The 25976-nt window shown below is 47.7% G+C and carries 18 protein-coding genes; 12 read left to right on the forward strand and 6 right to left on the reverse strand.

Going from position 1 to position 25976, the window contains the following annotated elements:
- Nucleotides 1-3: 3 nt before the first annotated feature.
- Nucleotides 4-921 carry a YihY/virulence factor BrkB family protein gene (locus NC796_RS18135; protein WP_310686467.1) on the reverse strand — a complete coding sequence of 306 codons (918 nt, stop codon included), beginning with the start codon at nt 919-921 and terminating at the stop codon, nt 4-6.
- A 178-nt stretch (nt 922-1099) separates the two neighbouring features.
- Here NC796_RS18135 and mutS point away from each other — a divergent pair, with 178 nt between their 5' ends.
- Together mutS and NC796_RS18145 are read left to right on the forward strand one after the other, a co-directional pair.
- Nucleotides 1100-3781: a DNA mismatch repair protein MutS gene (mutS, locus tag NC796_RS18140; protein WP_310686468.1), complete on the forward strand. Its 2682-nt coding sequence runs from the start codon at nt 1100-1102 to the stop codon at nt 3779-3781.
- A 77-nt stretch (nt 3782-3858) separates the two neighbouring features.
- A complete protein-coding gene (locus tag NC796_RS18145; RefSeq protein WP_310686470.1) occupies nt 3859-4752 on the forward strand; it encodes a GntR family transcriptional regulator in 894 nt (297 codons plus the stop codon).
- A gap of 278 nt (nt 4753-5030) precedes the next feature.
- Here NC796_RS18145 and mnmD read toward each other — a convergent pair whose 3' ends face one another.
- Both mnmD and NC796_RS18155 read right to left on the reverse strand, forming a co-directional pair.
- Entirely contained in the window at nt 5031-5813 is a 783-nt protein-coding gene (gene mnmD / locus NC796_RS18150) for a tRNA (5-methylaminomethyl-2-thiouridine)(34)-methyltransferase MnmD (protein WP_310686471.1), read from the reverse strand.
- A complete protein-coding gene (locus tag NC796_RS18155; protein WP_310686472.1) occupies nt 5806-7116 on the reverse strand; it encodes a DUF4097 family beta strand repeat-containing protein in 1311 nt (436 codons plus the stop codon). Before NC796_RS18155 ends, mnmD begins: the two co-directional genes overlap by 8 nt.
- A 158-nt stretch (nt 7117-7274) precedes the next feature.
- Here NC796_RS18155 and NC796_RS18160 point away from each other — a divergent pair, with 158 nt between their 5' ends.
- Nucleotides 7275-8477 carry an amidohydrolase gene (locus NC796_RS18160; RefSeq protein WP_310686473.1) on the forward strand — a complete coding sequence of 401 codons (1203 nt, stop codon included), beginning with the start codon at nt 7275-7277 and terminating at the stop codon, nt 8475-8477.
- Nucleotides 8478-8664: 187 nt separating this feature from the next.
- Entirely contained in the window at nt 8665-9768 is a 1104-nt protein-coding gene (locus tag NC796_RS18165) for an FAD-dependent oxidoreductase (protein ID WP_310686475.1), read from the forward strand.
- A gap of 39 nt (nt 9769-9807) precedes the next feature.
- Here NC796_RS18165 and NC796_RS18170 read toward each other — a convergent pair whose 3' ends face one another.
- The gene (locus tag NC796_RS18170) at nt 9808-10458 is read right to left on the reverse strand and encodes a CoA pyrophosphatase (RefSeq protein WP_310686476.1); all 651 of its coding nucleotides are present in this window, start codon (nt 10456-10458) and stop codon (nt 9808-9810) included.
- 287 nt (nt 10459-10745) lie between these two features.
- Between NC796_RS18170 and NC796_RS18175 the strand changes: the two genes are divergently transcribed.
- From NC796_RS18175 to rdgB, 3 genes are all read left to right on the forward strand, one after another.
- The gene (locus NC796_RS18175) at nt 10746-11930 is read left to right on the forward strand and encodes a S8 family peptidase (protein ID WP_310686478.1); all 1185 of its coding nucleotides are present in this window, start codon (nt 10746-10748) and stop codon (nt 11928-11930) included.
- A gap of 147 nt (nt 11931-12077) precedes the next feature.
- A complete protein-coding gene (locus tag NC796_RS18180; RefSeq protein WP_310686480.1) occupies nt 12078-13073 on the forward strand; it encodes an adenosine kinase in 996 nt (331 codons plus the stop codon).
- A gap of 186 nt (nt 13074-13259) precedes the next feature.
- Nucleotides 13260-13862, forward strand: a complete 603-nt coding sequence (rdgB, locus tag NC796_RS18185; protein ID WP_310686482.1) for an RdgB/HAM1 family non-canonical purine NTP pyrophosphatase — start codon at nt 13260-13262, stop codon at nt 13860-13862.
- 44 nt (nt 13863-13906) lie between these two features.
- On the opposite strand, the gene nagB is transcribed toward rdgB, so the two are convergent.
- Nucleotides 13907-15823 (reverse strand): glucosamine-6-phosphate deaminase, encoded by a 1917-nt coding sequence (nagB, locus tag NC796_RS18190; RefSeq protein WP_310686484.1) that lies wholly within the window; start codon nt 15821-15823, stop codon nt 13907-13909.
- Between the two features lie 167 nt (nt 15824-15990).
- Between nagB and NC796_RS18195 the strand changes: the two genes are divergently transcribed.
- The 3 genes from NC796_RS18195 to NC796_RS18205 all read left to right on the forward strand — a co-directional run bounded on the left by NC796_RS18195 (nt 15991) and on the right by NC796_RS18205 (nt 19317).
- Nucleotides 15991-17124: a hypothetical protein gene (locus NC796_RS18195; protein ID WP_310686486.1), complete on the forward strand. Its 1134-nt coding sequence runs from the start codon at nt 15991-15993 to the stop codon at nt 17122-17124.
- A gap of 75 nt (nt 17125-17199) precedes the next feature.
- A complete protein-coding gene (locus tag NC796_RS18200; RefSeq protein WP_310686488.1) occupies nt 17200-18738 on the forward strand; it encodes a sodium:solute symporter in 1539 nt (512 codons plus the stop codon).
- A gap of 156 nt (nt 18739-18894) precedes the next feature.
- Entirely contained in the window at nt 18895-19317 is a 423-nt protein-coding gene (locus tag NC796_RS18205) for a VOC family protein (RefSeq protein WP_310686489.1), read from the forward strand.
- 2 nt (nt 19318-19319) lie between these two features.
- On the opposite strand, the gene NC796_RS18210 is transcribed toward NC796_RS18205, so the two are convergent.
- On the reverse strand, nt 19320-20051 hold the full coding sequence (locus NC796_RS18210; RefSeq protein ID WP_310686490.1) for an NrtR DNA-binding winged helix domain-containing protein: 732 nt from the start codon (nt 20049-20051) through the stop codon (nt 19320-19322).
- Nucleotides 20052-20193: 142 nt separating this feature from the next.
- Between NC796_RS18210 and NC796_RS18215 the strand changes: the two genes are divergently transcribed.
- Nucleotides 20194-21813, forward strand: coding sequence for a carboxylesterase family protein (locus NC796_RS18215; protein WP_310686491.1), 1620 nt, complete (start codon nt 20194-20196; stop codon nt 21811-21813).
- Between the two features lie 882 nt (nt 21814-22695).
- Nucleotides 22696-25968 (forward strand): TonB-dependent receptor, encoded by a 3273-nt coding sequence (locus tag NC796_RS18220; protein WP_310686493.1) that lies wholly within the window; start codon nt 22696-22698, stop codon nt 25966-25968.
- The last annotated feature ends 8 nt before the right edge of the window (nt 25969-25976 follow it).

Consider the following 25976-nt stretch of genomic DNA (forward strand, 5'->3'; position numbering starts at 1 on the left):
GGGCTATGAGATAGAAGTGTACGGGTTTTCTTCCAGGTGATGCTTGTGTAAAAATACTTCCTGATACGCACGGGCTACAATGGTTGCGACTACAAGGAGTGCAGCCGAATAAAATGCCCAGATCCCAATGACAATACCAATTGCATAGCCCTGGTAAAAATAGCGGTAGGCGCGAAAAGCGTAATCGAGGTACACACCTACACCGTATTTAGCGATCTCAAAAAGTACGGTATAGACCAAGGCTCCTACTAATGCCACCCTGGGCTGCATACGTTTCTCACTGATATACCGGAAAATGATGTAAAACAGGAGAAGGGTAAAGGCCACCGGAATGACAATATTCAGGAATTCAAACACCCAGCTGAGTTGAATAATCCGGTTGGTGAACGGAACGGTTATTTGGTCAAACGAGATAAAGGAAACTACGTAAATGACCAGGCTGAAAAAAATGAACACGCCGCCGACGACTCCGAACGTAAAAAAGTTGTATACCATCTCGAACACCGGGTGCTTGCGGTCTTCAATATCGAATACTTCGAAAACCACATGTTTTACGGTGTGAAATAATCCCTGTGCAAAAAATACTAAAATGACGACACCGACAAGCCCAAAGACGCGCCGCACGCCGATCAGCGGTTTTAAAAGTGTCTCCAGCGTGATGGCCCCGCGATACACATCTCCGCTCTGTGATTCATAGGTAAAGCTTGGGAAAAGCTCCTGACCGTAGCGAATAATTTCCTGGAACGCATCTTCATATGAGAGCACATAACCGATGATGGAGATCAGCAGCAACGTGAAGGGAATGGCACAAATAAAAAGGTTAAACGTAATGGCGGACGCGTTGAAGAATACATCTTTCTTCTGTACCAGTTTTACGATGAGCCGCCAGAATTCCTTATACTTATCCTTGTTCAAGAGCACAACGGATGATTGAGTTAAGATGTACCAAAATAGTTACTAAATAATAACTTGTATCAGCCAAAAACTAATCTTTTCAGATTGACGAACTAGTTTATATTACACAAATTGCCGATCAAAAATTCGTGAGGCAAGTATAAACCCGTTACTCCTGTAAAGTCAAATTTAAGCAATTAGGTAGATGAGCACAGCCACCAAATCGATGACCCCCTTGATGCGCCAATATCACAAAATCAAGGATGAGTATGAGGGTACCATTTTGCTGTTTCGGGTGGGCGATTTTTATGAAACGTTTGATGATGATGCCAAGACCGTCAGTGAAGAGCTGGGAATCACGCTAACCAAACGCAATAACGGAAGCGATCAGACGCCACTGGCCGGATTCCCGTATCATGCACTGGATACATACCTCCCCAAGCTCGTAAAGCGCGGTCACCGCGTAGCGATCTGCGAGCAGGTGGAAGACCCCTCGGAAGCCAAGAGTGCGGGACGAAAAGTGGTAGACCGGGAAGTTACTGAAATTACAACACCCGGCGTTACGATGTCGGAGAAGCTGCTGGAACACAAACGTAATAACTATGCCGCCGCGATCTTTTGGTCGGGCGATATGGCTGGCCTGTCGTTTGTGGATGTTTCCACCGGGGAGTTCCAGCTGAGCCAGGTGCACAAAGATCACCTGCTGGACCTGGTTCGCTCTATTACGCCCTCCGAGCTCATCCTGCAGAAGAAGCATAAAAACAAGGTTCCCCGAGAGCTGCAGGACTACAACATCACGTTTATTGAGGATTGGGTTTACGAAGGCGATTACGGATACGATCTGCTCACCGACCATTTTGAAACGCATTCGCTCAAAGGATTTGGTGTGGAAGACCAGGAGGTAGCCCAGGTGGCGGCCGGTGCGCTGCTGCATTACGTGCAGGAAACACAGAAAGCGTCGCTGGGACACATCAAGCGGCTGCAGGCATTTGAGAACAACGAGTATATGGCGCTCGACAGCTCGACAAAACGCAACCTGGAGCTAATCACCAGCATCCAGGAGGGCGGCACCGAGGGCACGCTGATCTCCATTATGGATAAAACAAGCACCGCAATGGGCGGTCGGCTGTTGCGCAAGTGGATCATGCGTCCCCTGAAGCGGATGGAGCCGATAAAAGCGCGACTGAACGCGGTGGAAGCTCTGAATGTGAATCATGAAGCTCGCGAAAACCTGCGCGAAGAGCTGGAACAGGTGGGAGACCTGGAGCGATTAATTTCCAGAATCTGTGTAGGCCGAACCAACGCCCGTGATTTGCGGCAGCTCAAGGAGTCTCTGGCCCAGGTTCCGCGCATCAAAATGCAGTTCAACAAGCTACAGGAGCCATTGCTGGATGACATCCGTGACCGCCTGATATTGCTGATAGAGCTGCAGGAAAAGATTGAGAATGCGATCCAGGAGGAGCCGCCGGCCAGTGTGCGCGACGGAGACATCTTTAAAGACGGATATAATGAGGAGCTGGATGAGCTGCGCGATGTGGCGCGAAATGGCAAGAATTATATCGCCAAGCTGAAAGACGAACTTTCGCAGGAGACCGGCATTCCCTCGCTCAAGATCGGCTATAACAAGGTGTTTGGCTATTACATTGAAGTGACCAACACGCACACCGATAAGGTGCCCGAACATTTCAATCGTAAGCAGACGCTGGTGAACTCCGAGCGGTATATTACACCGGAGTTGAAGGAGGTGGAAGAGAAGATTCTATCCTCGGAGGAGCGAAGCAAAACACTGGAGTATGAGCTGTTTGAAGAGCTGCGCCAGCATGTGGCCCAGTATGCCGAGGATGTGCAGCAGGTGGCCCAGGCAATCGCCGAGCTCGACTGCCTGCAGAGTTTTGCCGAAGTAGCCTACCATAACAACTACTGCAAGCCAAACATTGCCGACGACCAGGTCATCGATCTTACGAAAGGTCGGCACCCGGTGGTGGAAAAGACCCTGCCACCTGGAGAACCGTTCATCCCCAACGACCTGCACCTGGAAAATGAGGACGAGCAGATCCTGATTATTACCGGTCCGAATATGGCGGGTAAGAGCATTATTCTGCGCCAGACGGGGTTGATCGTACTGATGGCGCAAACGGGAAGTTTTGTTCCGGCCGAAAAGGCCCATATTGGGTTGGTGGACAAGATTTTTACACGGGTAGGGGCCTCCGATAACCTGGCAGCGGGCGAAAGTACGTTTTTGGTAGAGATGAACGAGGCGGCCAATATCCTCAATAATGCCACACGCAATTCCCTGATTCTGCTGGATGAGGTAGGCCGTGGCACGAGTACCTTTGACGGACTCAGCATTGCGTGGGCGCTGGCGGAGTACCTGCACAACCAGCCAAGCGTAGCCGCCAAAACGCTGTTTGCGACCCACTACCATGAGCTGAATGAGCTGGAAAATATGTACGACCATGTCGCCAACTATAACGTGAAGGTTCAGGAACACGATGGTGAGATCGTCTTCCTTCACAAGCTGGTGCGGGGCGGTGCCGACCACAGCTACGGCATCCAGGTGGCCGATATGGCGGGTTTGCCCTCCATTGTTATTGAGCGTGCCAAGGAGATCCTGAAAAACCTGGAGAGCCACAGTATCGATATCACCGACAGTAATGGTACGCTGGAGAAAGGTGCTCAAAAGAAGAAAGAAGCGATCAAAAAGGCCACCAAGGAGATCGACAAACAGCAGCAGATCGACCAGATGTCGCTGTTCCAGACCCAGCTCGACCCCAACATTGAGACGCTCATCGACAAGCTTGATGCCTGCGATCCCAACCGCATGACGCCAATTGAATCGCTGATGCTCGTATCTGAACTAAAAAAGCTGGTTGACAAAAATAATTAGCCACAGATCGTCACAGATTCAGAGGAATTCATGAGCCTATCAAGATCTGTGAGAATCTGTAGAGGAAAGTCCATTTTTTGAAAAACTCCGCCAAATATATTGCCGACCGCATCAGACTGATGATTGCCACCAAGCAGTTCCAGGTGGGGGAAGTGCTGCCATCCACGCGCGAGCTCGGGCAACAACTGGAAACAAGCTTTCACACAGTGCGCAAGGCCTACCACATACTGGCTGATGAAGGACTGGTAACGAGTGAACAGGGACGGGGTTTTATCGTTGAGAGGCAAACCACGAGTCTGGACAAGTCGGACCGCCTGGAGGTGGGGGCCGAAAAGATGCGGAAACTGCTGGAGGAGTTAATTGGGTATGGACTTGATGAGTCGGAGATTGATGAGCTTTTCCAGGAACAACTCAATTTTATGGAGTGGCCCGACCGCATTGAGACCTGTGCCACGGTCGGAGAAACCGAAGAGCTGGGCCGAATGCTGTCCGAGTCTATCAAGAAAAAGGTCGGGGTCAAAAGCCGGATCCTTACCTCAGATCAGTATAACGAAACCGTCAAATATGACGCCCTGTTCGTGCCTGTGCACCTGTTGAATTTGTTTCGTGACTTCGCCGAGATCGGGAGACTTCTCCCGATTGTTTACGGTTTTGACCCTGATGTCATTCTATCCATTGTTGATCGGGCAGCTATTGAGACGATCGGATTGGTAGCGGCCGAGGATGATACTATCCCCAATGTTATCAACCAGTTGAAGCTGAATATTAAATTCAAGGGTTCATTTGTGGCGGGGGCAACTTATGGCAAATCGCTTCCCCTTTTTGTGCGCGATACCGATCTTATTTTATACACCCCCGACAGTGCCAATCTCGTAGAGCAGAAGATCCCAGAACGAAGACGCATCAAGCTGGAATACCAGATCTCGGAGCAAAGTGCTCAGACGATCAGGGCTGAGTTGTGGGATCAGTAAAATTAAGAATTAGGGTTTAAAACTAAGTTGGAACTGGAAGTTGAGAGGCAGTTGCACGGCCTAATGAAGCTTTATTCCTGACGAGTAATGCGTGAAGCGTAATGAGTAAACAATATTCCCACTTTGTGCCTGATCTGAGATTAGCCGCCTGTAACGCGAAGCGCTGCTTCGCGCCAGCTTTGAAATACGTAAAATCGGAGACAGGATACCGCCAAATTTTTTAAACATCTAAATTTGGTTTGACAGCAGAAAGTTGAAGTATAGATTTCCGTCTCCCGTCAAAAATCATTGATTTCGTATCGATGTGCCAAGCGGTTTTCATTGACTCTTTTCAAATGGCTCAATTTGTCTGGGTTTAGAGAAGCCACGCTCATTTCACGTTTTCCGAGGGCACCCCGCTCTCGGCCAATTTTCCATCCCGCGGCAGCCATCGCCCCGCGCGCTTTGGAGGCCGCAGAGTAGGTAGTCAATATCACATCCGGGCTACTCCAGCTTGCCAGTTTTTTAAAGGTACCTTTTGTCCATAACGCCTCATTGACATCCGGGGAGAAGGGATCATGGAATATATAATCGGCTTGCAGTTCATCGGGCTGGAATGCCTCAAACATCCCGATAAAAAGATGTAATGTAACATTGGGGAGTAGTTCAAACTGGTTCATACCACGCTGTAGATTCCCAAAAATGGACGGCAGCTTTTCAACAAGTTCGGGATGCTCTAGAAATTCGGCATAGTTAAAATTTCGGGCTGTCTTGGCGTGAACGGGAAATCCTTCAACACTGTAGAAATCAATTTTACACTTTGATTCACTTTTCAGGTACTCATCTAACAATAATAGCAGGTTGAGTCCGGTTCCGAATCCAATCTCTAAAATGGTTATAGATTTCGCTTCAGGAAGGGAGGCCTGGAGCCCGTTTTTTTCAAAGAAATTATGCCGGCTTTCTGCCACGGCCCCATTGGGATTATGGTAGTGTTGGTCGAACTGGACAGAGTAGAGGGTGTGCGAGCCGTCGTCCGTTGTCTGAAGTTTGGGTGGTTGAGACCTGTGTTTGTTGTCAGTCATTTGGTTTTATGGAAACATTGCCATAACCACAGTGAGCTTTAATAGGTATGCCACCGCCGTTAATGGCTCCTTCAATTTTGCCTTCGGTTTGGGTACCGCTAAAATCAAACGTGCTCCCGATTGTAGCCTGTGTACCCCTTGCTCTAATATCGGCATTTACAGACCGAGGAAGCAAAAGAGAAATATTTCCAGCCGAGGTTGTAAAATCAAGGGGGCCATTAAGGGACGCAATTTCCGCACTGATGTTACCACCGGATGTTTTGGCCTCCCCCTCACCCGAGAGTTGCTCAATGTTGATATGGCCACCGCCCGTACTCAGTTTTATCCTGCCGTTGGCCTTGTTAATCCTGATATGACCACCGGATGTTGCCAGTGCCGCTTCACCTTCAATAAAGTCGCTGGTGATGTGACCTCCACTCGTTTTGGCAAAAGTTTCCCCCCTCAGTTCATCCAGTGAAATATGCCCGCCGGAGGTGACAAAACGTTGCTTCCCGCTGATATGGGTAACCGAAATATGGCCACCCGAGGTGTTAATATCACAGTTGGTTTGTTCAGGGATCCTGACTGTAGCCTCCAGGTTTACGCGGTCGGAAAATTGTGAGTGTCCTGCTGATGATAGGGAAAAGGAAGCGTCGCCATTATGTTTTTCGATCCTCATATTCAGGTTGTCACCCAACGTTTTCGGGTCTTCTACATCTCCTGTAGCCTGGATTACAATTTCTCCGCCCGATGAATCCGTTCCGACAATATTTACGTTCCCAAAACCAAGATTCAACTTCATATTGTGATTTTCCGGCATGGCAAATGCTTTTCGATATACAAAGACGCCGGGCGATACCTCGGACCAAGAGGCCTCTTCTACCTCAAAGCGACGATTTATAAACACTTTTTTGTCATGCAATTTGATATTGAAGTCGCCGTTTTCCAGCTGCTGCAGTTCCTGTTCAAGCTTTTGTAATGCTTGGTTTACAGACAATTCGGTCGACTCCTCAAAAGCCGCCGTTTGATCTCTGTGTTCTATAATTTTGTCAAGGTTTTTCAATTCAAATTCCAGCTCCTCCAGGTTTTCGAAGTTCTTCAGATTTTTAAGGTTTCGGAGGTTTTTCAGGCTTTCAAGATTTTGAAGATCGATAACGATGGAGGGGGGAAGGGGAGGATGAGGTACTGACATGGAATCAGCAGCGTGGTGCGGAGGGTGTGGAGCGTGAGGACCGCCATTACTTCTTGAGATCAGGTATATGGCCAACCCTACAAAGGCAAAGCCGGCCAGGATGATTTCCCACGATATATTTCTCTTGTTCATAATGCGATAATATCACTAAAGATTAAGCAGACTGATACAACGTAAAGAACGTACGTCAGGAGAAGCTAAAAGTTGCAAATCAGAATAAAAGAGTTGGTCAAATTTAATTATTTTGGGAAAAAATCTTGGATGATTTAAAAGATTCAATCAACAAAGGTATGCACACGAAAAAAATACAGTCGCTTGCAGAACGATATTTTGATGAAATGGTGCAGGTGAGGAGACATCTGCATCGCCATCCCGAGGTGAGTTATCAAGAGTTTGAAACCACGGAATACATCATTGAAAGACTCAGGGAGCTCGACATTGAGATTGATCGGCCACTGGAGACGGGTTGCGTAGGTGTCCTGAAAGGTGATCAGGCCTCCGACCGAGTCATTGCTCTGCGCGCTGATATCGATGCACTTGCGATCCAGGAAGTGGGGGAACACAAGCAGGAATTTATTTCACAGAATGAAGGGGTTGCCCATTGCTGTGGGCACGATAGTCACACCGCCAATCTGCTGGGTACGGCCCATATCTTAAACGAACTGAAGGGGGAAATTGATGGGACCGTCCTACTAATTTTTCAACCTGCAGAGGAGAAGCTGCCGGGCGGAGGACGCCTGCTCTGCGAGACAGGGTATCTCCAGGAAAAGGGCGTGGATGTAATTTATGGACTCCACTCCAGCCCGTTCCTGAAGCCGGGCCAGATCGGTATAAAGAAAGGACCGCTGATGGCGCGTCCCGATGAGTTCAATATTGAGATAATCGGGAAAGGTGGTCATGCGGCCTCTCCCCATGAGACGGTGGACCCGGTGGTGCTGGCGGCACAGGCTGTTACATCCATCCAAACCATTGCCAGCCGAAATATCGATCCAAGTGAGCCGGTAGTCATCACAATTGGAAAAATATCCGGGGGAACTGCGCACAATATCATACCCGAAAAAGTGGAGATGATCGGTACAATTCGCACCTTTTCACAGAAGACTGCCCAGTTTATCAGCCAGCGTATTGAAAAAATTGTAAAGGGAATTACCGAATCAGCCGATGCCAATTACACCTTTAAGTTTGACCCGGGTTACCCGGCCGTGGACAACACGGACTGGGCTACGGATATTGTCATTGAATCTGCCAGTGAAATAATCGGAAAAGACCAAGTGAAGATATTGGAAAAACCGATAATGGCAGGTGAGGACTTCGCATTTTACCAGCAGGAATTTCCCGGCGTGTTTTTCTTCTTGGGAAGCGGCGGAGATTCGGTGGGAGCTGTTCATCCCTGGCATCATCCTCGCTACAATGTGGATGAAGAGTGCTTCAAAACCGGTGCGGCCCTGATGGCATCGCTTGTGTTTCAGCCTCTGCCTTCCAACGGTGAATAGTGGCCTCAGTGTGTTGAACGTTGGAGGTACATCGGAAAGAGTTGTAGCCGGGAGTAGAAAAATCTGGGAAATCAGCTTGATCTGTGGAAGATATTCCAAAATAGTGCAGATTTCACAGATCAATAGATCTTAACTCAGGTAAATACCTATAACCGAAATATCTAATTTTTGAACACTGGCAAAATTAATGTCAACGCTCTCCTTTTGGGAAAAGGAATCCTTTAAACAAAATTACGATCTGGTCATCATTGGGGCCGGCATCACAGGCTTGTCCACCGCTCTGTTCTACAAACAAGCTCATCCAAGGCACACGGTAATGGTACTGGAAAAGGGGCGCATTCCACAGGGAGCCAGCACACGTAACGCTGGTTTTGCCTGTCTTGGTTCAATTTCTGAGCACTTGGCCGACCTTGAGTATGCGACAGAAGAGGAGCTTAAAACTAGGATACAGCGACGCTATGAGGGATTGAAACTATTGAAGTCAACCCTGGGAGAAGAGGAAATTGGATATGAGGCCTGCGGGGGATGCGAGCTGTTTACCTCGAAGCATCCTTTTGAAAAAGCGGAAGAACAACTCCCTCAATTTAACGAATTATTTTCAGAGATAACCGGAGAATCCGAGGTCTATTCTTCCTGTGAAATTAATGGATATCCCGTTATAAAAAACCGGCTGGATGGGGCAATTCATCCCGGAAAAATGATGCAGGCACTCATTAGAAAAGTAAAAGATTTGGGCGTAGAGATACGTTGGAACGCTGCAGTTGAGAATGTGCAGCCCACAGGGTTTTTACTACTGGATGACGACACGGAGGTTGCGGCTGAACGCATGTTAGTGGCGGCAAATGGATTTGCTCGGAATCTCCTGCCCGACCTTGATGTGCAACCCGCCCGCGGTTTTGTGTTTGTAACCAATCCTGTTCCCGGGCTGATATGGCGGGGCACCTTCCACCACGACCGCGGCTACGTCTATTTCCGAAATATTGGGGAGCGATTATTGTTGGGAGGTGGCCGGAACATCGCCAAGGCTGAGGAGACGACATATGAATTTGGAACAAACCCGATGATTAAAAACTACCTCAATGCGTTTGCAAACCAAGTATTGAAGCTGCCGGAAGGCTGGCAGATTGAGCATGAGTGGTCGGGGATCATGGGTTTCACAAAAACAAAAACGCCGATCATTGCCCGGGTTGACGGGCGTCTTTTTGTGGCGGTGGGATTAAGTGGTATGGGTATCGCCATCGGGATGGAGGTGGGAAAAGAGGCGGCAGCTATTTTGGATTCGCAAGGTTAACATTACGTTCGAGTACAACTCCCTGGGAACGATTTGCTGTTACCCGGAGCTTTCTTTTTGGGATTTAAACTCGCGATAAAGTTCCAAGAGCTCGTTCAACATCATCGCCGTAGCTCCCCAGAGCGGCACGCGATGTACATCCCAGTATGGGACCTTGAACGTTAAATTACGCAGATTCCAGTCCTCAACGGTTAGGTTTTTTTTGCCAAGCAGGCTATCCAGTTCAACCGAAAATGCCTCCTCCACCTCCCGTGTATCGAGTGAAAGAGCGGGCTGTTTCTCCAAATATCCGACAACAGGGGTTACGTCGTTATTGGAATGCTGAACATACAGTTTTGTCAACTGCCCGACAATCTCCACCTGTTCGGTGTTGATGCCAACTTCTTCACGGGCTTCGCGCAAGGCCGTTTCAACAGCTGTTTCACCCTCCTCGGAACGACCTCCAGGAAAGCTAATCTGTCCACCGTGGTCAATGTCACTACTCCGCAGAGTAAGCAGAATCTCTAGTTCCATATCTTCATTGGGATAGATGAGCACCAATACGCTGCTCTGCCGGGCATGTTTGCTGGGATCCATTTGCCGGGTAGGACCGTCGTTGCCAACCGGTTCCGGAGCCATCTTCAGTTGTACATCCCGTCCCGGGAGTGGTTGTTGAAGTCGTTTTTTTAGGTAGTTGACAAATGAATGCATCGGTCCTAAAATAGAAGATTTTTTTGAATTACTGAATATCTTCTTCCTTTGATAACCTTTTTAATCAGCAATGTTTTCTAAGAAAAATTAGAAGAATAGGCGGTCGATAAATTCTGTAACATAGGTGCCATATCTACTCTTGTCTATGTTGTACAAAGGATCAGTTCTATTAATGAATCTAGCCTTGGTCCCATTTATATATGTTGATTTAATTGCAATAAATCAGGAAGGGAAGTCATCTCATGCGAAAACTAAATAGAGTATGTAGTGTATTTTTAGTTAGTATAATGATGCTAATGTGGGGTTGCGACCAGCCTACAAAAGTCGAGTCCAATGAATCCAAATTAGATGATACTGCCATTGAAGCATGGCAAACCGGGCTCATTGATGGACAATATATAATTTCGCTAAAATCAGTGGGATCGACAGAAACATTAGCTGCCAGAGCTGAAAAGACCGACGCCCAGATCGATGCTGTAGCGCAGTCAACTAGTATTGAGGCTTCAAATATTTTGAAGCGGTATACCTACTCACTCCGCGGTTTTGCTGCCAAACTCACTGATGAACAGGTAAACAGTTTGCGAAAGGATGACCGTGTGGAATATGTAGAACAGGATCAAGTTATCTCACTTGCTCCACCATGTGGTACTCCTGTAAATCCCTGTGATGGTGGAGGCGGTGGTGATGATTCGGGGCAAGCTACTCCCTGGGGAATTACTCGCGTCGGCGGTCCGGTTGCAAGTAATGGGGTCGCCTGGGTTATAGACACCGGGGTCGACTTGGATCATCCCGATCTTAATGTAGATACGGAACGCAGCGTGACGGTAATATCCAGAGGTAGCGGTTCCAAGTCGGCTGACGATGGCAATGGTCATGGCACCCATGTGGCAGGTACTATTGCGGCAATTGATAATGATATTGACGTGGTGGGAGTCGCCTCTGGAGCTACCATTGTGGGAGTAAAAGTACTTGATAAACGGGGTAGCGGTTTAAATTCCGATGTGATAGCCGGTGTTGATTATGTAGCTGCAAATGCTGCCCCTGGCGATGTCGCTAACTTGAGCCTGGGTGGCAGTCCGTCACAGGCGCTGGATGACGCCGTTCGATATGCGGCTGATCAAGGAGTGGTATTTGCTATTGCTGCAGGTAACAGTGGGGATGATGCCAATAATTATTCTCCCGCACGTGTGGAATACAACAATGTGTGGACCGTCTCTGCTACTGATGAGGCTGATATTTTTGCCGATTTTTCGAACTACTCCGGACCGACGGAGCCTCCTATCGAATTTACTGGTCCAGGAGTTGATATCTTATCACTCTATGCAGATGGGGGAACGGCCACATTAAGTGGTACTTCAATGGCTTCTCCTCACGTGGCAGGGGTGCTTCTTCTTACCGGAGGAAATCCCACCTCTGACGGAACGGCTAGCGGAGATCCAGACGGAGATTCTGATCCCATTATTCACAACTAGACCGAATATTACCTAAACCGGTTGAGGTACCTGCTAATGGGCAGGTGCCTTTTTTTATATCAGTTACTTTCATAGCCGAGGCAGAGTCCGTACTTTATCCGAGTTTAGATTTAACCTGTAATATTATTTTATACGCTCTCTACTTGTATGAAGAAAAAGTATAATGTTTACGGTATTGGAAACGCGCTGGTCGATATTGAATTTGAGGTGTCCGAGGAGTTCCTTGACAAGCATGGTGTAAAAAAAGGAGTGATGACACTCGTTGATGAAGAGACCCAGTTCCAGATGATCGAGGATATCAACCATGCCGAGACTGTTCAGAAGCCGGGGGGATCGGCTGCTAATACCGTATTTGCCGTGAGTCAATTTGGAGGAAAGGCGTTTTACTCCTGCAAAGTGGCACGCGACAAATTTGGTGACGATTATCTCCAGGACATGAAGGACGCAGGCATTGACACTAACTTTGATCGCCAGCATAGACAAGATGGTATTACGGGCAAGTGCCTGGTGATGATTACCGATGATGCCGATCGCACACTAAACACCTTTCTCGGTATCACCTCTACGCTTTCTACTGACGAGATCGATGAACACGCCATCAGTGATTCCGAATATGTGTACTTGGAGGGTTACCTGGTAACGTCTGATACCGGGCTGGAGGCGATGAAGAGGGCGAAAAAAGTGGCGGAGGATCACGAGGTGAAGACCGCACTGACACTCTCCGATCCATCAGTTGTAGAAGCCTTTAAAGGCCGCTTCGAGGATGTTATTGGTGCTTCGGTAGATCTGTTGTTCTGCAATGAAGATGAAGCCAGGAAGTATACTGGTAAGTCTGATCTCATGGAGGCGCGGGAAGCTCTTAAAAAAGAGGCCAAACGTTTTGTGATTACGCAGGGAAGCAATGGTGCCATGATTTTTGATGGCGACACGTTTATCGATATCGAGCCGTATGAGGTAAAGGCGATCGATACCAACGGGGCTGGTGACATGTTTGCCGGTGCATTTCTTTACGGAATATCCGACGGTTTGGGCTATGCTGCCTCGGGCAAGCTTGCAAGCCTGGCCTGTTCTAAAGTGGTCTCGCAGTATGGTCCCCGCCTCAAATGGCATGAAGTGCAGGATGTCCGCAAAAAATTGGTGTAACAAATTTGTGGACTAGCTTAAGGTCTGCGGTATCTGCTTAATACAGTTGGTATAATATTCCCGCTGAGTTCGCAGATTATCTGAGCGATATACGGGTATATGTTTCTTTAGGGATCTCTGATTATTACTGTTGGTAAACGGTTGGCGTAATTAATTTGTATTACAAAATATTCGGAACCGAGAATTATGAAAAAACTCATATTGGCAAGTCGCAACGAACACAAAATCCAGGAGCTTCGGGAAACCTTGGCAGATCTCGATATTGAGCTCAAATCAGCGCTCGATTTCAAGGAGCTGCAGGAAGTGGAAGAGGATAAGCTGACTCTTGAGGGTAATGCGTTAAAAAAAGCTCGCTATGTTTTTGAGAAAACGGGTCTCCCCACTTTGGCAGATGACACCGGGCTGGAGGTTGATGCACTTGATGGGCGCCCGGGCGTGTTTTCTGCACGCTATGCTGGTGAAGATGCCTCCTACCAGGATAACACCGACAAGCTGTTGGCAGAGCTGGCAAAAGTCGATAATAAAGATCGATTAGCCCAGTTCCGAACGGTGGTGGCTTTTATTGACGAAAATGGAGAGAAGCATTTTTTTGAAGGCATCTGCCGCGGGAAGATCCTGAAGGAAGAGCGGGGAGATAAAGGCTTTGGATATGATCCTGTTTTCCAGCCTGAGGGCTATGAAGAGACATTTGCGCAGCTTGATTCCGAAGAAAAGAATAACATCAGCCACCGCGGTCGGGCTATCCAGAAATTTTATGACTGGCTGCAAAACGCAATGCGTGACGAGTGATGCGTAACAGTTTTCATCACGTATCACGTATTACTCATCACGCATTACTTGAACTTATGCCGCACAAAAGCCTCTATCGCTTCATACTCAGCAAAGCCGAGCTTGTCATAGAGTTGTGCCGTCCCGCGGTTTCGCTCCTCGGAACGCTGCCAGAATTCGCGTTCATCCGGACCTGGAAACAGCGGCCGGTCTTTCTGTGACTGGTGCTTGAAAATGGCACGTCGCTTTTTGGCCAGCTCCTGTGGACTAATGGGCACTGCCATTTCAATCTCGTTAATATCCCACTCCTGCCAGGCACCACGGTAGAGCCAAACAAAGCAATCTTCTGCCCAGTCGTCATCCTTGCACTCCTCCAGTGCGTTGAAGATTGCTTTCAGGCAGACGCGGTGCGTGCCGTGTGGATCAGAAAGATCGCCGGCGGCATATACCTGGTGAGGCTTCACTTCACGCAATAACTCTTTGACGATATCGACATCGGCCTGGGAAAGAGGTTTCTTTTTGACGCGACCCGTTTCATAGAACGGCATATCCAGAAAATGAAGATTCTCTTCAGGGATGCCGCAGTACCGCCCGGCTGCCTTTGCCTCACTACGCCGGATCAGGCCCTTTATATGTTTGATTTCATCCGAATCGATCTGCCCGGGCTGCTTTTCCTCGATGAATTTTTTGATGTTTGAGAGCCGCGTTTCGGTGTCTTTCTGGTTGATTTCAAAGATCTCATTATAGTCAGAAACAAAATCAACAAACCGGATCACATCATCATCAAAAACGGCAATATTTCCCGATGTTTGATACGCCACATGGACTTCATGGCCGTGTTCAACCAGCCTGATGAGCGTGCCGCCCATCGAGATTACATCGTCATCCGGGTGGGGACTAAAGACGATGGCACGCTTCGGGAACGGCTCTTTTCGCTCCGGCCGGTTGGTGTCGTCAGCATTGGGCTTGCCCCCGGGCCAGCCGGTGATGGTATGTTGTAGCTCATTGAATACCTTGAGGTTTATGTTATATGCCGGACCGTGTTGCGTAAGCAGATCCCCCATGCCGTGCTCGTTGTAGTCCTCATCCGTGAGTTTAAGCACAGGTTTATCTACCTTCTGGCAGAGCCAGACCACACCTTTTCGGATCAGCTTGTCATCCCAGTCGCATGATGTGAGTATCCAGGGCGTTTTACGTCGAGTAAGTTCAGCTGCCGAGGCTTCATCTAAAATAACGGTCGCGTTGGGGTGCTCCTGTAGGTAGGTGGCCGGCACTCTTTCATGTATCGGACCTTCCACCGCCTCACGGATGATCGGAGCCTTCCCTTCGCCCCAGGCCATCATGAAAATGCGGTCGGCATCCAGGATGGTACCGATTCCCATTGTAATCGCCCGGCGCGGGACGTGCTCTTCTCCAAAAAAGTCACTCGCCGCGTCCTTGCGCGTAATACGGTCCAGCGTAATCAGGCGGGTCCGGGAGTCCGGTCTTGATCCCGGCTCATTAAATCCGATATGCCCGGTTCGGCCGATGCCCAGGATCTGGATATCGAGTCCACCGGCATCTTTAATTTTTTGCTCATACTCCTCGCAATAGGTCGAAATCTCATCTTCCTCAAGCGTCCCATCGGGGATGTGAACCTGGTCCTCCGGGATGTCGATATCATCAAACAGGTGCTCCTTCATAAATCGTACATAGCTCTGCAGGGAGTTCGGCTTCATCGGGTAGTACTCATCCAGGTTAAAGGTGATCACATTTTTAAAACTCAATCCCTCCTTTTTGTGCATCCGCACCAGTTCATCATACAACTTGGTGGGGGTGGAGCCGGTGGCCAATCCCAAGACTGTAGGCTCATTGTCCTCATTATTTTTCCTGATTAAGTCGGCGATCTCTTGAGCAATGGCCTTTGTTGCTGTTACTGAGTCGGAATAAATTTCAGTAGGAATATTTTCGTAGTACTTTGTTTTTTTTTCGGAGTTGAGCATATAGTCTGATTTTTGATTCTAGAAAAATAATCCTATTTACGATCTAACGTGATGAAACTGCGGTGGGTATGGCATCTATCCCCGGTAACCTTATAATAGTAATTTTGCACCACCCTTGCTTCAACAGATTATTGGCCTATATAGTAAAATGAAAGAACAAATGTAAAATGGTAAAACGAAAAGAGCGGTTAATCTCTTTGGATGTCTTTCGGGGTATAACAATTGCCGGAATGATCCTGGTCAATAACCCGGGAACATGGTCGCATATTTATGATCCGTTGGAACATGCCCAGTGGCATGGCTGGACGCCTACCGACCTGATTTTTCCATTCTTTTTGTTCATTGTTGGCGTAGCCATGGTCTACTCGTTTAACAGCCTGGAGAGCAAAGGGGTATCCAAAAAAGAGATCTATAAAAAAGTAGTGATACGATCCTCCCTGTTGTTTGCCATAGGGGTAGGCATGGCGATTTTTCCTGTGTTCAGGCTGGAGCCGTTCCGACTGTTTGATCTATCTACCATCCGTATAATGGGAGTGTTGCAGCGGATTGGTCTCTGCTACCTGTTCGCTTCTATTATTTACCTGGAATTCAGAAAACCTCTCAATCTTGCGTGGTGGGCGGCAGGGTTGCTTGGGTTTTACTGGACCATTATGATGCTGGTGCCGGTACCGGGCCACGGGGCAGGACAGCTCACTATGGAAGGGAACCTGGCCACCTATATTGACAATGCAATTCTCGGCGCCCGCACCTGGCAGCCGGGTTGGGAACCGGAGGGATTCCTGAGTACGATTCCCGCAATCGGTACCGTACTGTTGGGCCTGCTAACCGGTCAATTACTTAATTCAGATAGAAGCAAGGAAGACAAAGCGCTCTATATGTATGTCTTTGGCAGCCTGGGACTGCTGGCCGGAGTAATTGTTAATCAATGGTTCCCGATCAACAAAGGGCTCTGGACCAGTTCATATGTGCTGTTGACCGGTGGTATCGCACTCCTTTTCCTGGCTTTCTGCTACTGGCTGATCGACATTAAAGAAGTGAAATGGTGGACGAAGCCGTTTGTGATATTCGGCATGAATGCCCTGGCTGTCTATGTGATGGCGGAACTGTGTTCGAAGTTGATTTCGATGATCCCTGCACCTACCGGTTCTGCGGGTTCCATCAAAGGGATGATCTACCACGACCTTCTGCTTCCGCTGACAGATCCCATCAATGCCTCATTGATGTTTGCGGTAGGTTACGTAGTGTTTTGGTTGTGGGTGATGTCGATATTTTACCGCAAAAAAATCTTTATCAAAATATAGTAAAGAGGTGTTGGGAGGGAGTTGCACTCCCGACTCATGAGCTATAAACCTGCTACTAAATAAAGGGATTATATTTTGGAATTCAGTGTCATAGATTACATCGTTATCGTACTTTACCTGGTCGGGGTGGCGGTTATCGGCATCCGAATTGCCGGTAAGCAGACGTCAACCTCTGACTACTTTTTGGGAGGACATGGCATTCCCTGGTGGGCGGTTTTATTCTCCGTTGTGGCAACCGAAACCAGCACGTTGACATTCATAAGTATACCGGCAGTGGCGTATGGGGGAGACCTTACGTTTCTTCAAATTACACTGGGCTACATCGTGGGGCGCATACTGGTGAGCCTGTTTTTTCTTCCCAAATATTATGAAGGTAACCTGACGACTGCCTACCAGTTCCTTGCCAACCGCTTCGGTCCCTCCATGCGCAATGCCGCAAGCACCACGTTTATGATAACACGCTTGCTGGCCGACGGGGTGCGCCTCTTCGCCACTGCCATTCCACTGGCCATTATTTTGCGACTGGGCGGTGCATTTTCCGGGTGGGGTGACCTGGAAGTATACCTGCTCTCCATAACGGCCATTTCTGCGATAACTCTCATTTATACGCTGATCGGTGGTATCAAGGCTGTGGTTTGGATGGATGTGATGCAGATGGCTGTATATATCGGTGGAGCGCTGCTGGCGATGGGTATCATGATCAATGGATTGCCTAACGGCGCATGGGGGGCTGTTTCTACGGCTCTTGAGGCAGGAAAGTTAAATCTTGTTGATTTCGGTTTTGACATGAACTTTTCTGATTTTATCGCTGCCCCTTACACCTTTTTTACGGCCTTGATAGGTGGGGCTATTTTTTCGGTCGCCTCCCACGGAACCGATCAGCTGATCGTGCAGCGGCTGCTGACGACTCAGAATCTTAAAAACAGCCAAAGGGCTCTGGTCTGGAGTGGATTTGTTGTAGCGCTGCAATTCGCCCTGTTCCTGGTGATCGGCCTCCTGCTGTACGCCTTTTATAATGCCCAGCCCGCCGAAGCACTGGGTTTAGCCACCACCGACGAAATTTTTGCCAAATTTATTGTTGAGCAGCTTCCCGTCGGGCTTTCGGGCTTGATTGTGGCCGCCCTTTTTGCGGCTGCCATGAGCAGCCTGAGCTCCTCCCTTAACTCGCTGGCTTCTTCCACAACACTGGATCTTTACAAACCCTACTTTGGCAAAGAAAATACCGAGGCTGAAGACCTGCGCATTTCACGCATCATCACTATTGGTTGGGCGATTATCCTTACAGGATCAGCCTTTTTCTTTGCAATTCTTCAGCTGCAGGAGGGAGAGCGACCCGCGGTGGTGGAGCTCGGTTTGGGAATCGCTTCCTATACATATGGTGGGCTGCTCGGGGCTTTCGTGCTCGGCCGCTGGTTTGATTCACCTGATCTGACTGATGCGTTGATCGGCTTTTTTGCGGGATTGATCTCGTTGCTTTTTATGGTAGAGGGACCGATCCAGAACTTGTTGCCCGGTGAAGCCCTGGCTATTGCATGGCCGCTCTATACCGTAGTGGGAAGCCTCATAGTGGTAGTCGTGGGTAATCTTTCCTGGTGGACAAGAAGAGCGAGCTAAGTTATTACACAAAGTGTCACAAAGAATTCACAGAGTTACACAAGGGACTCAGTGAAAAGAATTCTATGTGACGCTCTGTGATACTTTTTTCTAAATTCAGCTTAGAAGATGCTAAAACCTTCAACCTTCAACATGTAACCCTCAAACGTTAAACCTATGAAACGAGTAACCGGCATTGGCGGAGTTTTTTTTAAAAGCAAAGACTCGAAAAAAACAAGGGCTTGGTATAAGAAGCACCTGGGTATCGACAGTGGGGAATACGGCGGTACCTTTGAGTGGCGACATTCCGATGATAAAGATAAAAAGGGTTTTACTGCATGGGGACCTTTTAAAGATGACACCGAATATTTTGATCCCAGTGAGCGGGAATTTATGATCAATTACCGGGTGGATGATCTCGAAGCGTTGATTGAAGTGTTAAAAGAGGAAGGCGTCGAAATTGTGGGCGAAATTGAGGAGTATGAGTATGGCAAATTCGGCTGGATCATTGATCCCGACGGTACGAAAATCGAGCTTTGGGAACCCAATGACGAGGTGTATGCGAATATTGCAGGAGAGGGACTCAACAAAAGCAGTTAAGTCTAGTTGTCCTTAACAAATCGATAGAGATAGGGCGCGCGGTGGGCACCGCCCGTTTTCTTTTTGCCGATCCGTTTGAGATTTCCAGAATTGACCATTTTACGGTGAAAGCTGGTCCGATTGATTTTTTTCTCAAGGATCGTCTCATGCAGGCTTCGTAGCTCTCCCATGGTAAAGGTCTCTGACATAAGGTTATAACTGATCGGCATATGCTCAATATTCTCTTTTAGTGTGTCAAGAGCATATTGAATGATAAGACGGTGATCTTGAATCAACTCGGGAAGTTCGTCAAGATCACACCAGAAACAGCTGTCAGATAATTTATCAGGTGTGGGATGTGCCTTGGAAAAATCGACAAGAGCGTAATATCCAACCGAAATAAAACGCTGCATCAGAAAATGGTCCTCTGTAGCAGCTACCCCGTTCGCTTTCAACACGCCCCGCATGTATTCGGTATCATATCTTTCCATGTTCCCAAACGTGTGAAATTGATCCAGGTAGATATTGTCTAAAGAAGTTCGCTCCCTCAGCGTACGTTCGGCGGCTTCGTCAAGATCTTCATCTTTGTAGACGAATCCACCCGGCAAGGCAAGATAGCCGGTATTTTTAAACTCCAGAATCAAGATTTTTAACTCCCGGTCATGATAACCAAAGATTACACAGTCAATTGAAATACCGGGGAGAAACCGGGACCAATCTGTGTCTTTTATGCCTTCAATTTGTGGCTTTTCCATATTTCAATTAGTTAGTCAACTGGATCAAATGATGATTTAAAGATAAAAAAATTTGTCTAATTACGTTAATACTATTACTATTGTTGCTCTATGCAACAATAAGATTAATGTACTGGGGAAATAAGAATTATCACATTAAAATATGGGAAAGATGGTTCGGTCTTTATTCACAAAAATAATTACCATTGTATTAGTAATAGGAGTTCTATTGGGATCCGAGGTAAAAGCACAATCTACCGACATATCTAATCCACAGGTCACTACTGAAAACGGGACTCTGGAAGGCATCAATGATTCCGGAGTTTATATATACAAAGGCATACCGTTTGCTCAGCCGCCGGTTGGAGAGCTTCGTTGGAAAGCCCCACAACCGGTTAAAGGCTGGGGCGGGGTGAAACAAGCAAAGCAGTTTGGTCCACGCTGTATGCAGCGTCCTGTTTTTGGAGATATGGTGTTTCGCTCTGACGGGATGAGCGAAGATTGCCTCTACCTGAATGTGTGGTCGTCTACCGGAGATTCTGATGCCAGCCTACCGGTACTGGTGTATTTTTATGGCGGTGGACTGATGGCAGGTGACGGTTCTGAGCCTCGGTATGACGGGGAAAGCATGGCCCGAAACAAAGGGATTGTCACCGTTACAGTCAATTACAGGCTCTCAGTATTTGGCTTTATGTCACATCCGGCGCTAACAGCAGAATCGCCCCACTCAGCTTCCGGAAACTATGGGTTGTTGGATCAGGCACTGGCCCTGCAGTGGGTAAAAGATAACATCGAGACTTTTGGTGGAGATCCGGGTAACATCACCATTGCCGGCGAATCGGCCGGGTCGATATCGGTTAGTGCACAGATGGCTTCCCCGCTGTCCAGGGATCTGATTTCCGGTGCTGTGGGCGAAAGTGGATCTCTTTTAGGGGCACTGTCGGCCGCTCCTCTCAAGGAAGGCGAAAAGGCTGGTCAAAAGTTTCAGGAGGTCTTGGGTGCTGGTTCGCTCAGTGAAATGCGAAAAATGCCTGCAGAGAAAGTGCTGGAAGCGACAGCGAAAGAAGGTGTGCAACGATTTTCGTTAACCGTGGATGGCCACTTCTTTCCCAGGGATCCTCTTGAAATCTACCGCTCAGGTGAGCAGGCTGATGTGCCCCTGCTGGTGGGGTGGAACTCACAGGAGATGGCTCATCAATTCCTCTTCCAAGGGAAACAACCGACTCCTGAAAATTATGAAAAGCTTGTTGGGGATCTGTATGGGGAAAATGCAGATAAAATATTGGAGCTCTACCCGGGGTCTACTAAGGAAGAGGTCCTAAAATCGGCCACTGATCTGGCGGGTGACCGATTTATCGCTTATAGCACATGGAAATGGAGTGATGTGCACAGCCAGACAAGCAGCAGCCCGGTCTACCGTTACTACTACTCCCGACCCCGTCCGGCCATGGCTTCTGCCCCAAAGAATTCGAATACCCCACCTCCGGCCAGCGGTGCGGTTCACGCGGCTGAAATTGAGTACGTGATGGGCAACTTGCCCCGGAATAACGTATATGCCTGGACCGAAGAGGACTACCAGGTCTCGAATATTTTCCAGGGATTCATTGCTAATTTCGTGAAAAGAGGCAATCCAAATGGTCTTGGATTGCCACAGTGGACATCGCTGCAGGAAGGTCAGGTTCGAAAAGTGATGCAGATTGATGTCAACAGCCGCCTGCGTCCGGTCGAACACCAAGATCGATATGAGTTTCTTGACCGACTGTCGTATCCTGGATCTGAGTAAGTAAAATGAATGTAGGTTGATGATCTCTGTCATTCAACCTATATGATCCCTATGGGTCCCGGTTGCGTGATAGTAACCGGGATTTTATCCTTTTAGTTAGCTTCAGTTCCTCTCTTTATGCAGTAACTAAGTAAGGATCTCAAACGGATGGTTCGAATCCTGTTGCTGCTCAACTGACACTATCTACAGAAGCGGACTACAGCGTCTTCCATTATTTGGAGTTAAGGGAGGGGCTAAAAAAACTGAGGTCTCGCACATATTTGCAGGAAACTTGTGATGAAGAACAGGAGATAAATTTTACGATTTTTGACCATTTCTCTCTGGTTTGGATTTTTCATGCAATTTTTTGCATAAATGAATTTTGAGTCCCATTCAAAACCATATATATCCTTTTTGTCCCATCTTAAAAGTCATTAATCCATTGATATGCATGTCATTACAGATTTTAATAAAAAATTTGAATTTGTGAATACAATAGCTTAAATACTCTTTGTTGCATTATGCAACATTGTAGATTTGGAAAAAATGTTGCACTCATTGGTCAAAGTTATTTAAAAGTTGTAAATCACAAAGCTGCTATAAAAGCTGTGATGAACACTAGGAATGTAGTTTAATAGTGAATAAATCCTGGTGAGAAATCGCTGGATGGTGAATCTGTTATAAAAAGTTAGGGAAATATATAGGCTGTAATAGGTACGGATAGGTGGCGCCATATATTAGGGATATTATCGTGTGTTCTGTTCCCTCTCTACTAATTTCATGACTTCAAGTCCGTTCAAATCTTTGCCTCACGGGATACTATGAGAAAGGAGGCCGTATGTGACAAAAAATTAAGCTTAGGGAAATCGCAATATCAATAAATAACACAACTAGGGTTAGATCATGGAAAAATATACATATCGTAACTTAATAAGGATGATAGGGAAAATGATCCCTATATGGATTATGGCAGGCTTGTTGGTCCAGCCAGCCATGTCCCAGGATCAGGCTACGGTGTTAGGTGTGGTGACAGATGCCAGTTCGGGAGAAACGATGCCCGGAGTCAATGTCTTGGTAAAAGGGACATCCATCGGATCCGCAACGAATGTAGATGGAGAATATGAATTTGATGTTCCCAGTCTCCAGGATACGCTGGTAGTTTCTTTTGTTGGATATCAAATGCAAGAGGTCCCCATTAACGGTAGAACAACGGTTAACGTGGTGCTGCAACCACAGGCAATTGCGGGTGATGAATTGATTGTAACAGGATATTCAACGCAGCGCCAGGCGGATGTGACCGGTGCTGTTTCGTCAATTAGCTCAGAGGACTTCAACCGGGAGACATCGGCAAGCGTACTTAACAAAATGAAGGGAAAGGTTTCTGGTGTGAATATCGCCTCAACGGGATCGCCCGGTGGTCGCAGTACGGTTCGGATTCGCGGGATAAGCTCCTTCCAGAATAACGATCCTCTGTACATTATTGACGGGGTGCCGATGCAAGATGCCTATCAAAACTGGTTGAATCCCAATGATATTGAATCCATCCAAGTGTTAAAATCGGCTTCTGCCGCATCTATTTATGGTTCTCGTGCCAGCAACGGGGTTATTATCATTGAAACCAAGAGCGGTGTAGCAGGAAAGCCTCAGATTTCGTTGAGTGTCAATGCCGGTATTGCAACCCCGGTTGGAGGCTATGACGATTTCTTGATTCAGGATCCTCTGGATTACCATGAGATCGTAAAACGCAGCCACGAAAATGCCGGACTCTCCGTACCTACCAATATTTATGGCGATCCCAATAATCCAAGCATTCCCAACTATATCTATCCCAATGACGGGGATAATCCCACAAACGATCTGCAGGCCTTCGGAATTACCGAAGATGATTATCAATATTGTAATTGTGATAACCTGATTATGCCGGCCAGCCAGGGAACCAACTGGTGGGATGCTCTTTTTGATCCGGCCGTTACCCAGGATTACAACCTGAGTGTTTCCGGTGGAGGCGACAACGCCACGTACAACATTTCGTTCAACTACTTCAACCTGGAAGGTACCATGAAATATAACTGGTACAAGAGGGGTTCTGTACGAGTAAACACGGAGTTTAACAGCGGTATTTTTACGGTTGGTGAAAATGTTTCTGTTTCACTTGCGAATACAACGGGCGGAATGCCTGCTGCCGGTGGATTTATCGAAGGCGGTCCCGTCGGGAAAAACGTGCTGCTTCAACCTATTGTACCGGTATATGATATTGGGGGTAATTTTGCCAGTGGTAAAGCCAATACCCTGGGTAACCACACAAATCCGGTGAAATTAGCCTGGGATGACAGAAATGATATTTCACGCAACAACAGGGTAGTGGGTAGTGCCTTTGCTTCGGCAGATTTAACCGAAAATCTAATGGTAAAAACAACATTTGGCTTTGATTTGGGAGAAAACACCGGGCAAGACTTCACGTATCCGACCCTTGAAAATTCAGAGCCCAATTCAGTCACCTCATTTAGTGAAAATTCAAATCGTTTTACCAATTGGACATGGTCAAACACAATCCAGTACAATACTACGCTTGTTGAAAAGCATAACCTGAACGTATTGGCTGGGTTTGAAGCAAATCAAAGCAGTTACCGCGAAATGGATGGAACCATGGCGGGTTTTATCACGCAAAATCCGGATAAACACTATATCCAGGATGCCCTGGGTGATCCTAACACGAAGAATGTAAATAGCTCGGGATATAACAGTTCGCTGGCTTCCTTTTTTGGAAAGGTCGACTATAACTATGATAGCAAGTACCTTTTAAGCTTTACCATTCGCCGGGATGGATCTTCTCGTCTGGGGGCTTCCAGCCGGTGGGGTACTTTCCCTGCGGGTAGTATTGGCTGGCGTCTGTCGGAAGAGGCTTTCATGAGCGGTTCTGAAGCTATTACAGACCTGAAAATAAGGGCCGGTTTTGGAATTACCGGGAACCAGCAGATACCTACCGGTCGAACCCTTGATCAGTATGGCGGCGGCACTGGAAGTACTTTCTATGATATTAATAACACCGGCAACAACATTGTGCCCGGCTATACCAGGACCGTCATTGGGAACAATGACCTGAAATGGGAGGAAAACATCTCGTACAACGTGGGGCTTGATGCCGAGCTGTATGAGGGAAAAGTAACTTTTGTCCTGGATATGTATCAGCGGGAAGTGGATGACCTGCTTTTTAATCCCACTGTACCCGGTACGCAAGGGCAGGCCGCCGCTCCATTCAGGAATGTTGGTAAGATGCGGAACCGCGGAGTTGAAGTTCAAATAGGATACCGGGAAACCGTTAATACCGATTTTAGCTGGAGCGTAGATATCAATGGCAGCCATTACCAAAACGAGATTGTACGCATTGGTGGTGGAAACGACTTCTTTTACGGTCCTATCGGTGCCAGCGTACGGGGTGGAAACGTAGTTAGAAATGAAATCGGCCACCCGATCGGTTCATTCTATGGCTATGAAGCCGACGGACTATTTGCTAACCAAGCCGAGGTGGATGCACACGCACAGCAAGATGGTGCAGCTCCCGGTCGCATCCGGTTTAAAGATACCAACGGGGACGGGCAAATTACCGCCGAAGACCGGACGATTATCGGTTCCTACCATCCCGACTTTACCGGCGGGCTGAACCTTGGATTCCAGTGGAAGAACTTCGATTTCAGTTCTTTCCTGTTCGCATCCATCGGCAACGAGATATTCAATGTACAGAAGGAGTTTACCGTCTTTCGCTTGTTTAATTCCAACGTCAGAAAAGAGCTTTTGGATAAATCTGCCATCGTAGAAAACGGGCAGGTTGTCAACATGGATGAGGCTGAGTATCCACGGTTGGACCAGAATGATAACTTTAGCAGCCAGTACAGTAGTTTCTTCGTGGAGGATGGGTCCTACCTGAGACTCCAGAGCCTGCAGATAGGCTATACCGTACCACGGGAGGTGTTGCCCGGCTTTAGAAATTTGAGATTGTTCCTGCAGGGAGAGAACCTGTTCACTATTACGGGGTACAGCAATATCGATCCATCACTGCCCAACGGTGCTGAAACTGGAACAGCAGGAGCGGACATTAGTGACCAGGCCGGTGGGGTAGACAGGGGCGTCTACCCGTCAAACCGCATTATCTCTATTGGTTTGCAAGCAGACTTTTAATTCAAAAA

Source organism: Aliifodinibius sp. S!AR15-10 (assembly GCF_031569985.1).
Taxonomy (GTDB): domain Bacteria; phylum Bacteroidota; class Rhodothermia; order Balneolales; family Balneolaceae; genus JAMQKA01.

Bases quoted from the DNA above. Each gene is read 5' to 3' on its own strand.
- mutS (WP_310686468.1), top strand. From the start codon at position 1,100: ATGAGCACAGCCACCAAATCGATGACCCCCTTGATGCGCCAATATCAC.
- mnmD (WP_310686471.1), bottom strand. From the start codon at position 5,813: ATGACTGACAACAAACACAGGTCTCAACCACCCAAACTTCAGACAACG.
- NC796_RS18155 (WP_310686472.1), bottom strand. From the start codon at position 7,116: ATGAACAAGAGAAATATATCGTGGGAAATCATCCTGGCCGGCTTTGCC.
- NC796_RS18160 (WP_310686473.1), top strand. From the start codon at position 7,275: ATGCACACGAAAAAAATACAGTCGCTTGCAGAACGATATTTTGATGAA.
- NC796_RS18165 (WP_310686475.1), top strand. From the start codon at position 8,665: ATGTCAACGCTCTCCTTTTGGGAAAAGGAATCCTTTAAACAAAATTAC.
- NC796_RS18170 (WP_310686476.1), bottom strand. From the start codon at position 10,458: ATGCATTCATTTGTCAACTACCTAAAAAAACGACTTCAACAACCACTC.
- NC796_RS18175 (WP_310686478.1), top strand. From the start codon at position 10,746: ATGATGCTAATGTGGGGTTGCGACCAGCCTACAAAAGTCGAGTCCAAT.
- NC796_RS18180 (WP_310686480.1), top strand. From the start codon at position 12,078: ATGAAGAAAAAGTATAATGTTTACGGTATTGGAAACGCGCTGGTCGAT.
- rdgB (WP_310686482.1), top strand. From the start codon at position 13,260: ATGAAAAAACTCATATTGGCAAGTCGCAACGAACACAAAATCCAGGAG.
- nagB (WP_310686484.1), bottom strand. From the start codon at position 15,823: ATGCTCAACTCCGAAAAAAAAACAAAGTACTACGAAAATATTCCTACT.
- NC796_RS18195 (WP_310686486.1), top strand. From the start codon at position 15,991: ATGGTAAAACGAAAAGAGCGGTTAATCTCTTTGGATGTCTTTCGGGGT.
- NC796_RS18205 (WP_310686489.1), top strand. From the start codon at position 18,895: ATGAAACGAGTAACCGGCATTGGCGGAGTTTTTTTTAAAAGCAAAGAC.
- NC796_RS18210 (WP_310686490.1), bottom strand. From the start codon at position 20,051: ATGGAAAAGCCACAAATTGAAGGCATAAAAGACACAGATTGGTCCCGG.
- NC796_RS18215 (WP_310686491.1), top strand. From the start codon at position 20,194: ATGGGAAAGATGGTTCGGTCTTTATTCACAAAAATAATTACCATTGTA.
- NC796_RS18220 (WP_310686493.1), top strand. From the start codon at position 22,696: ATGGAAAAATATACATATCGTAACTTAATAAGGATGATAGGGAAAATG.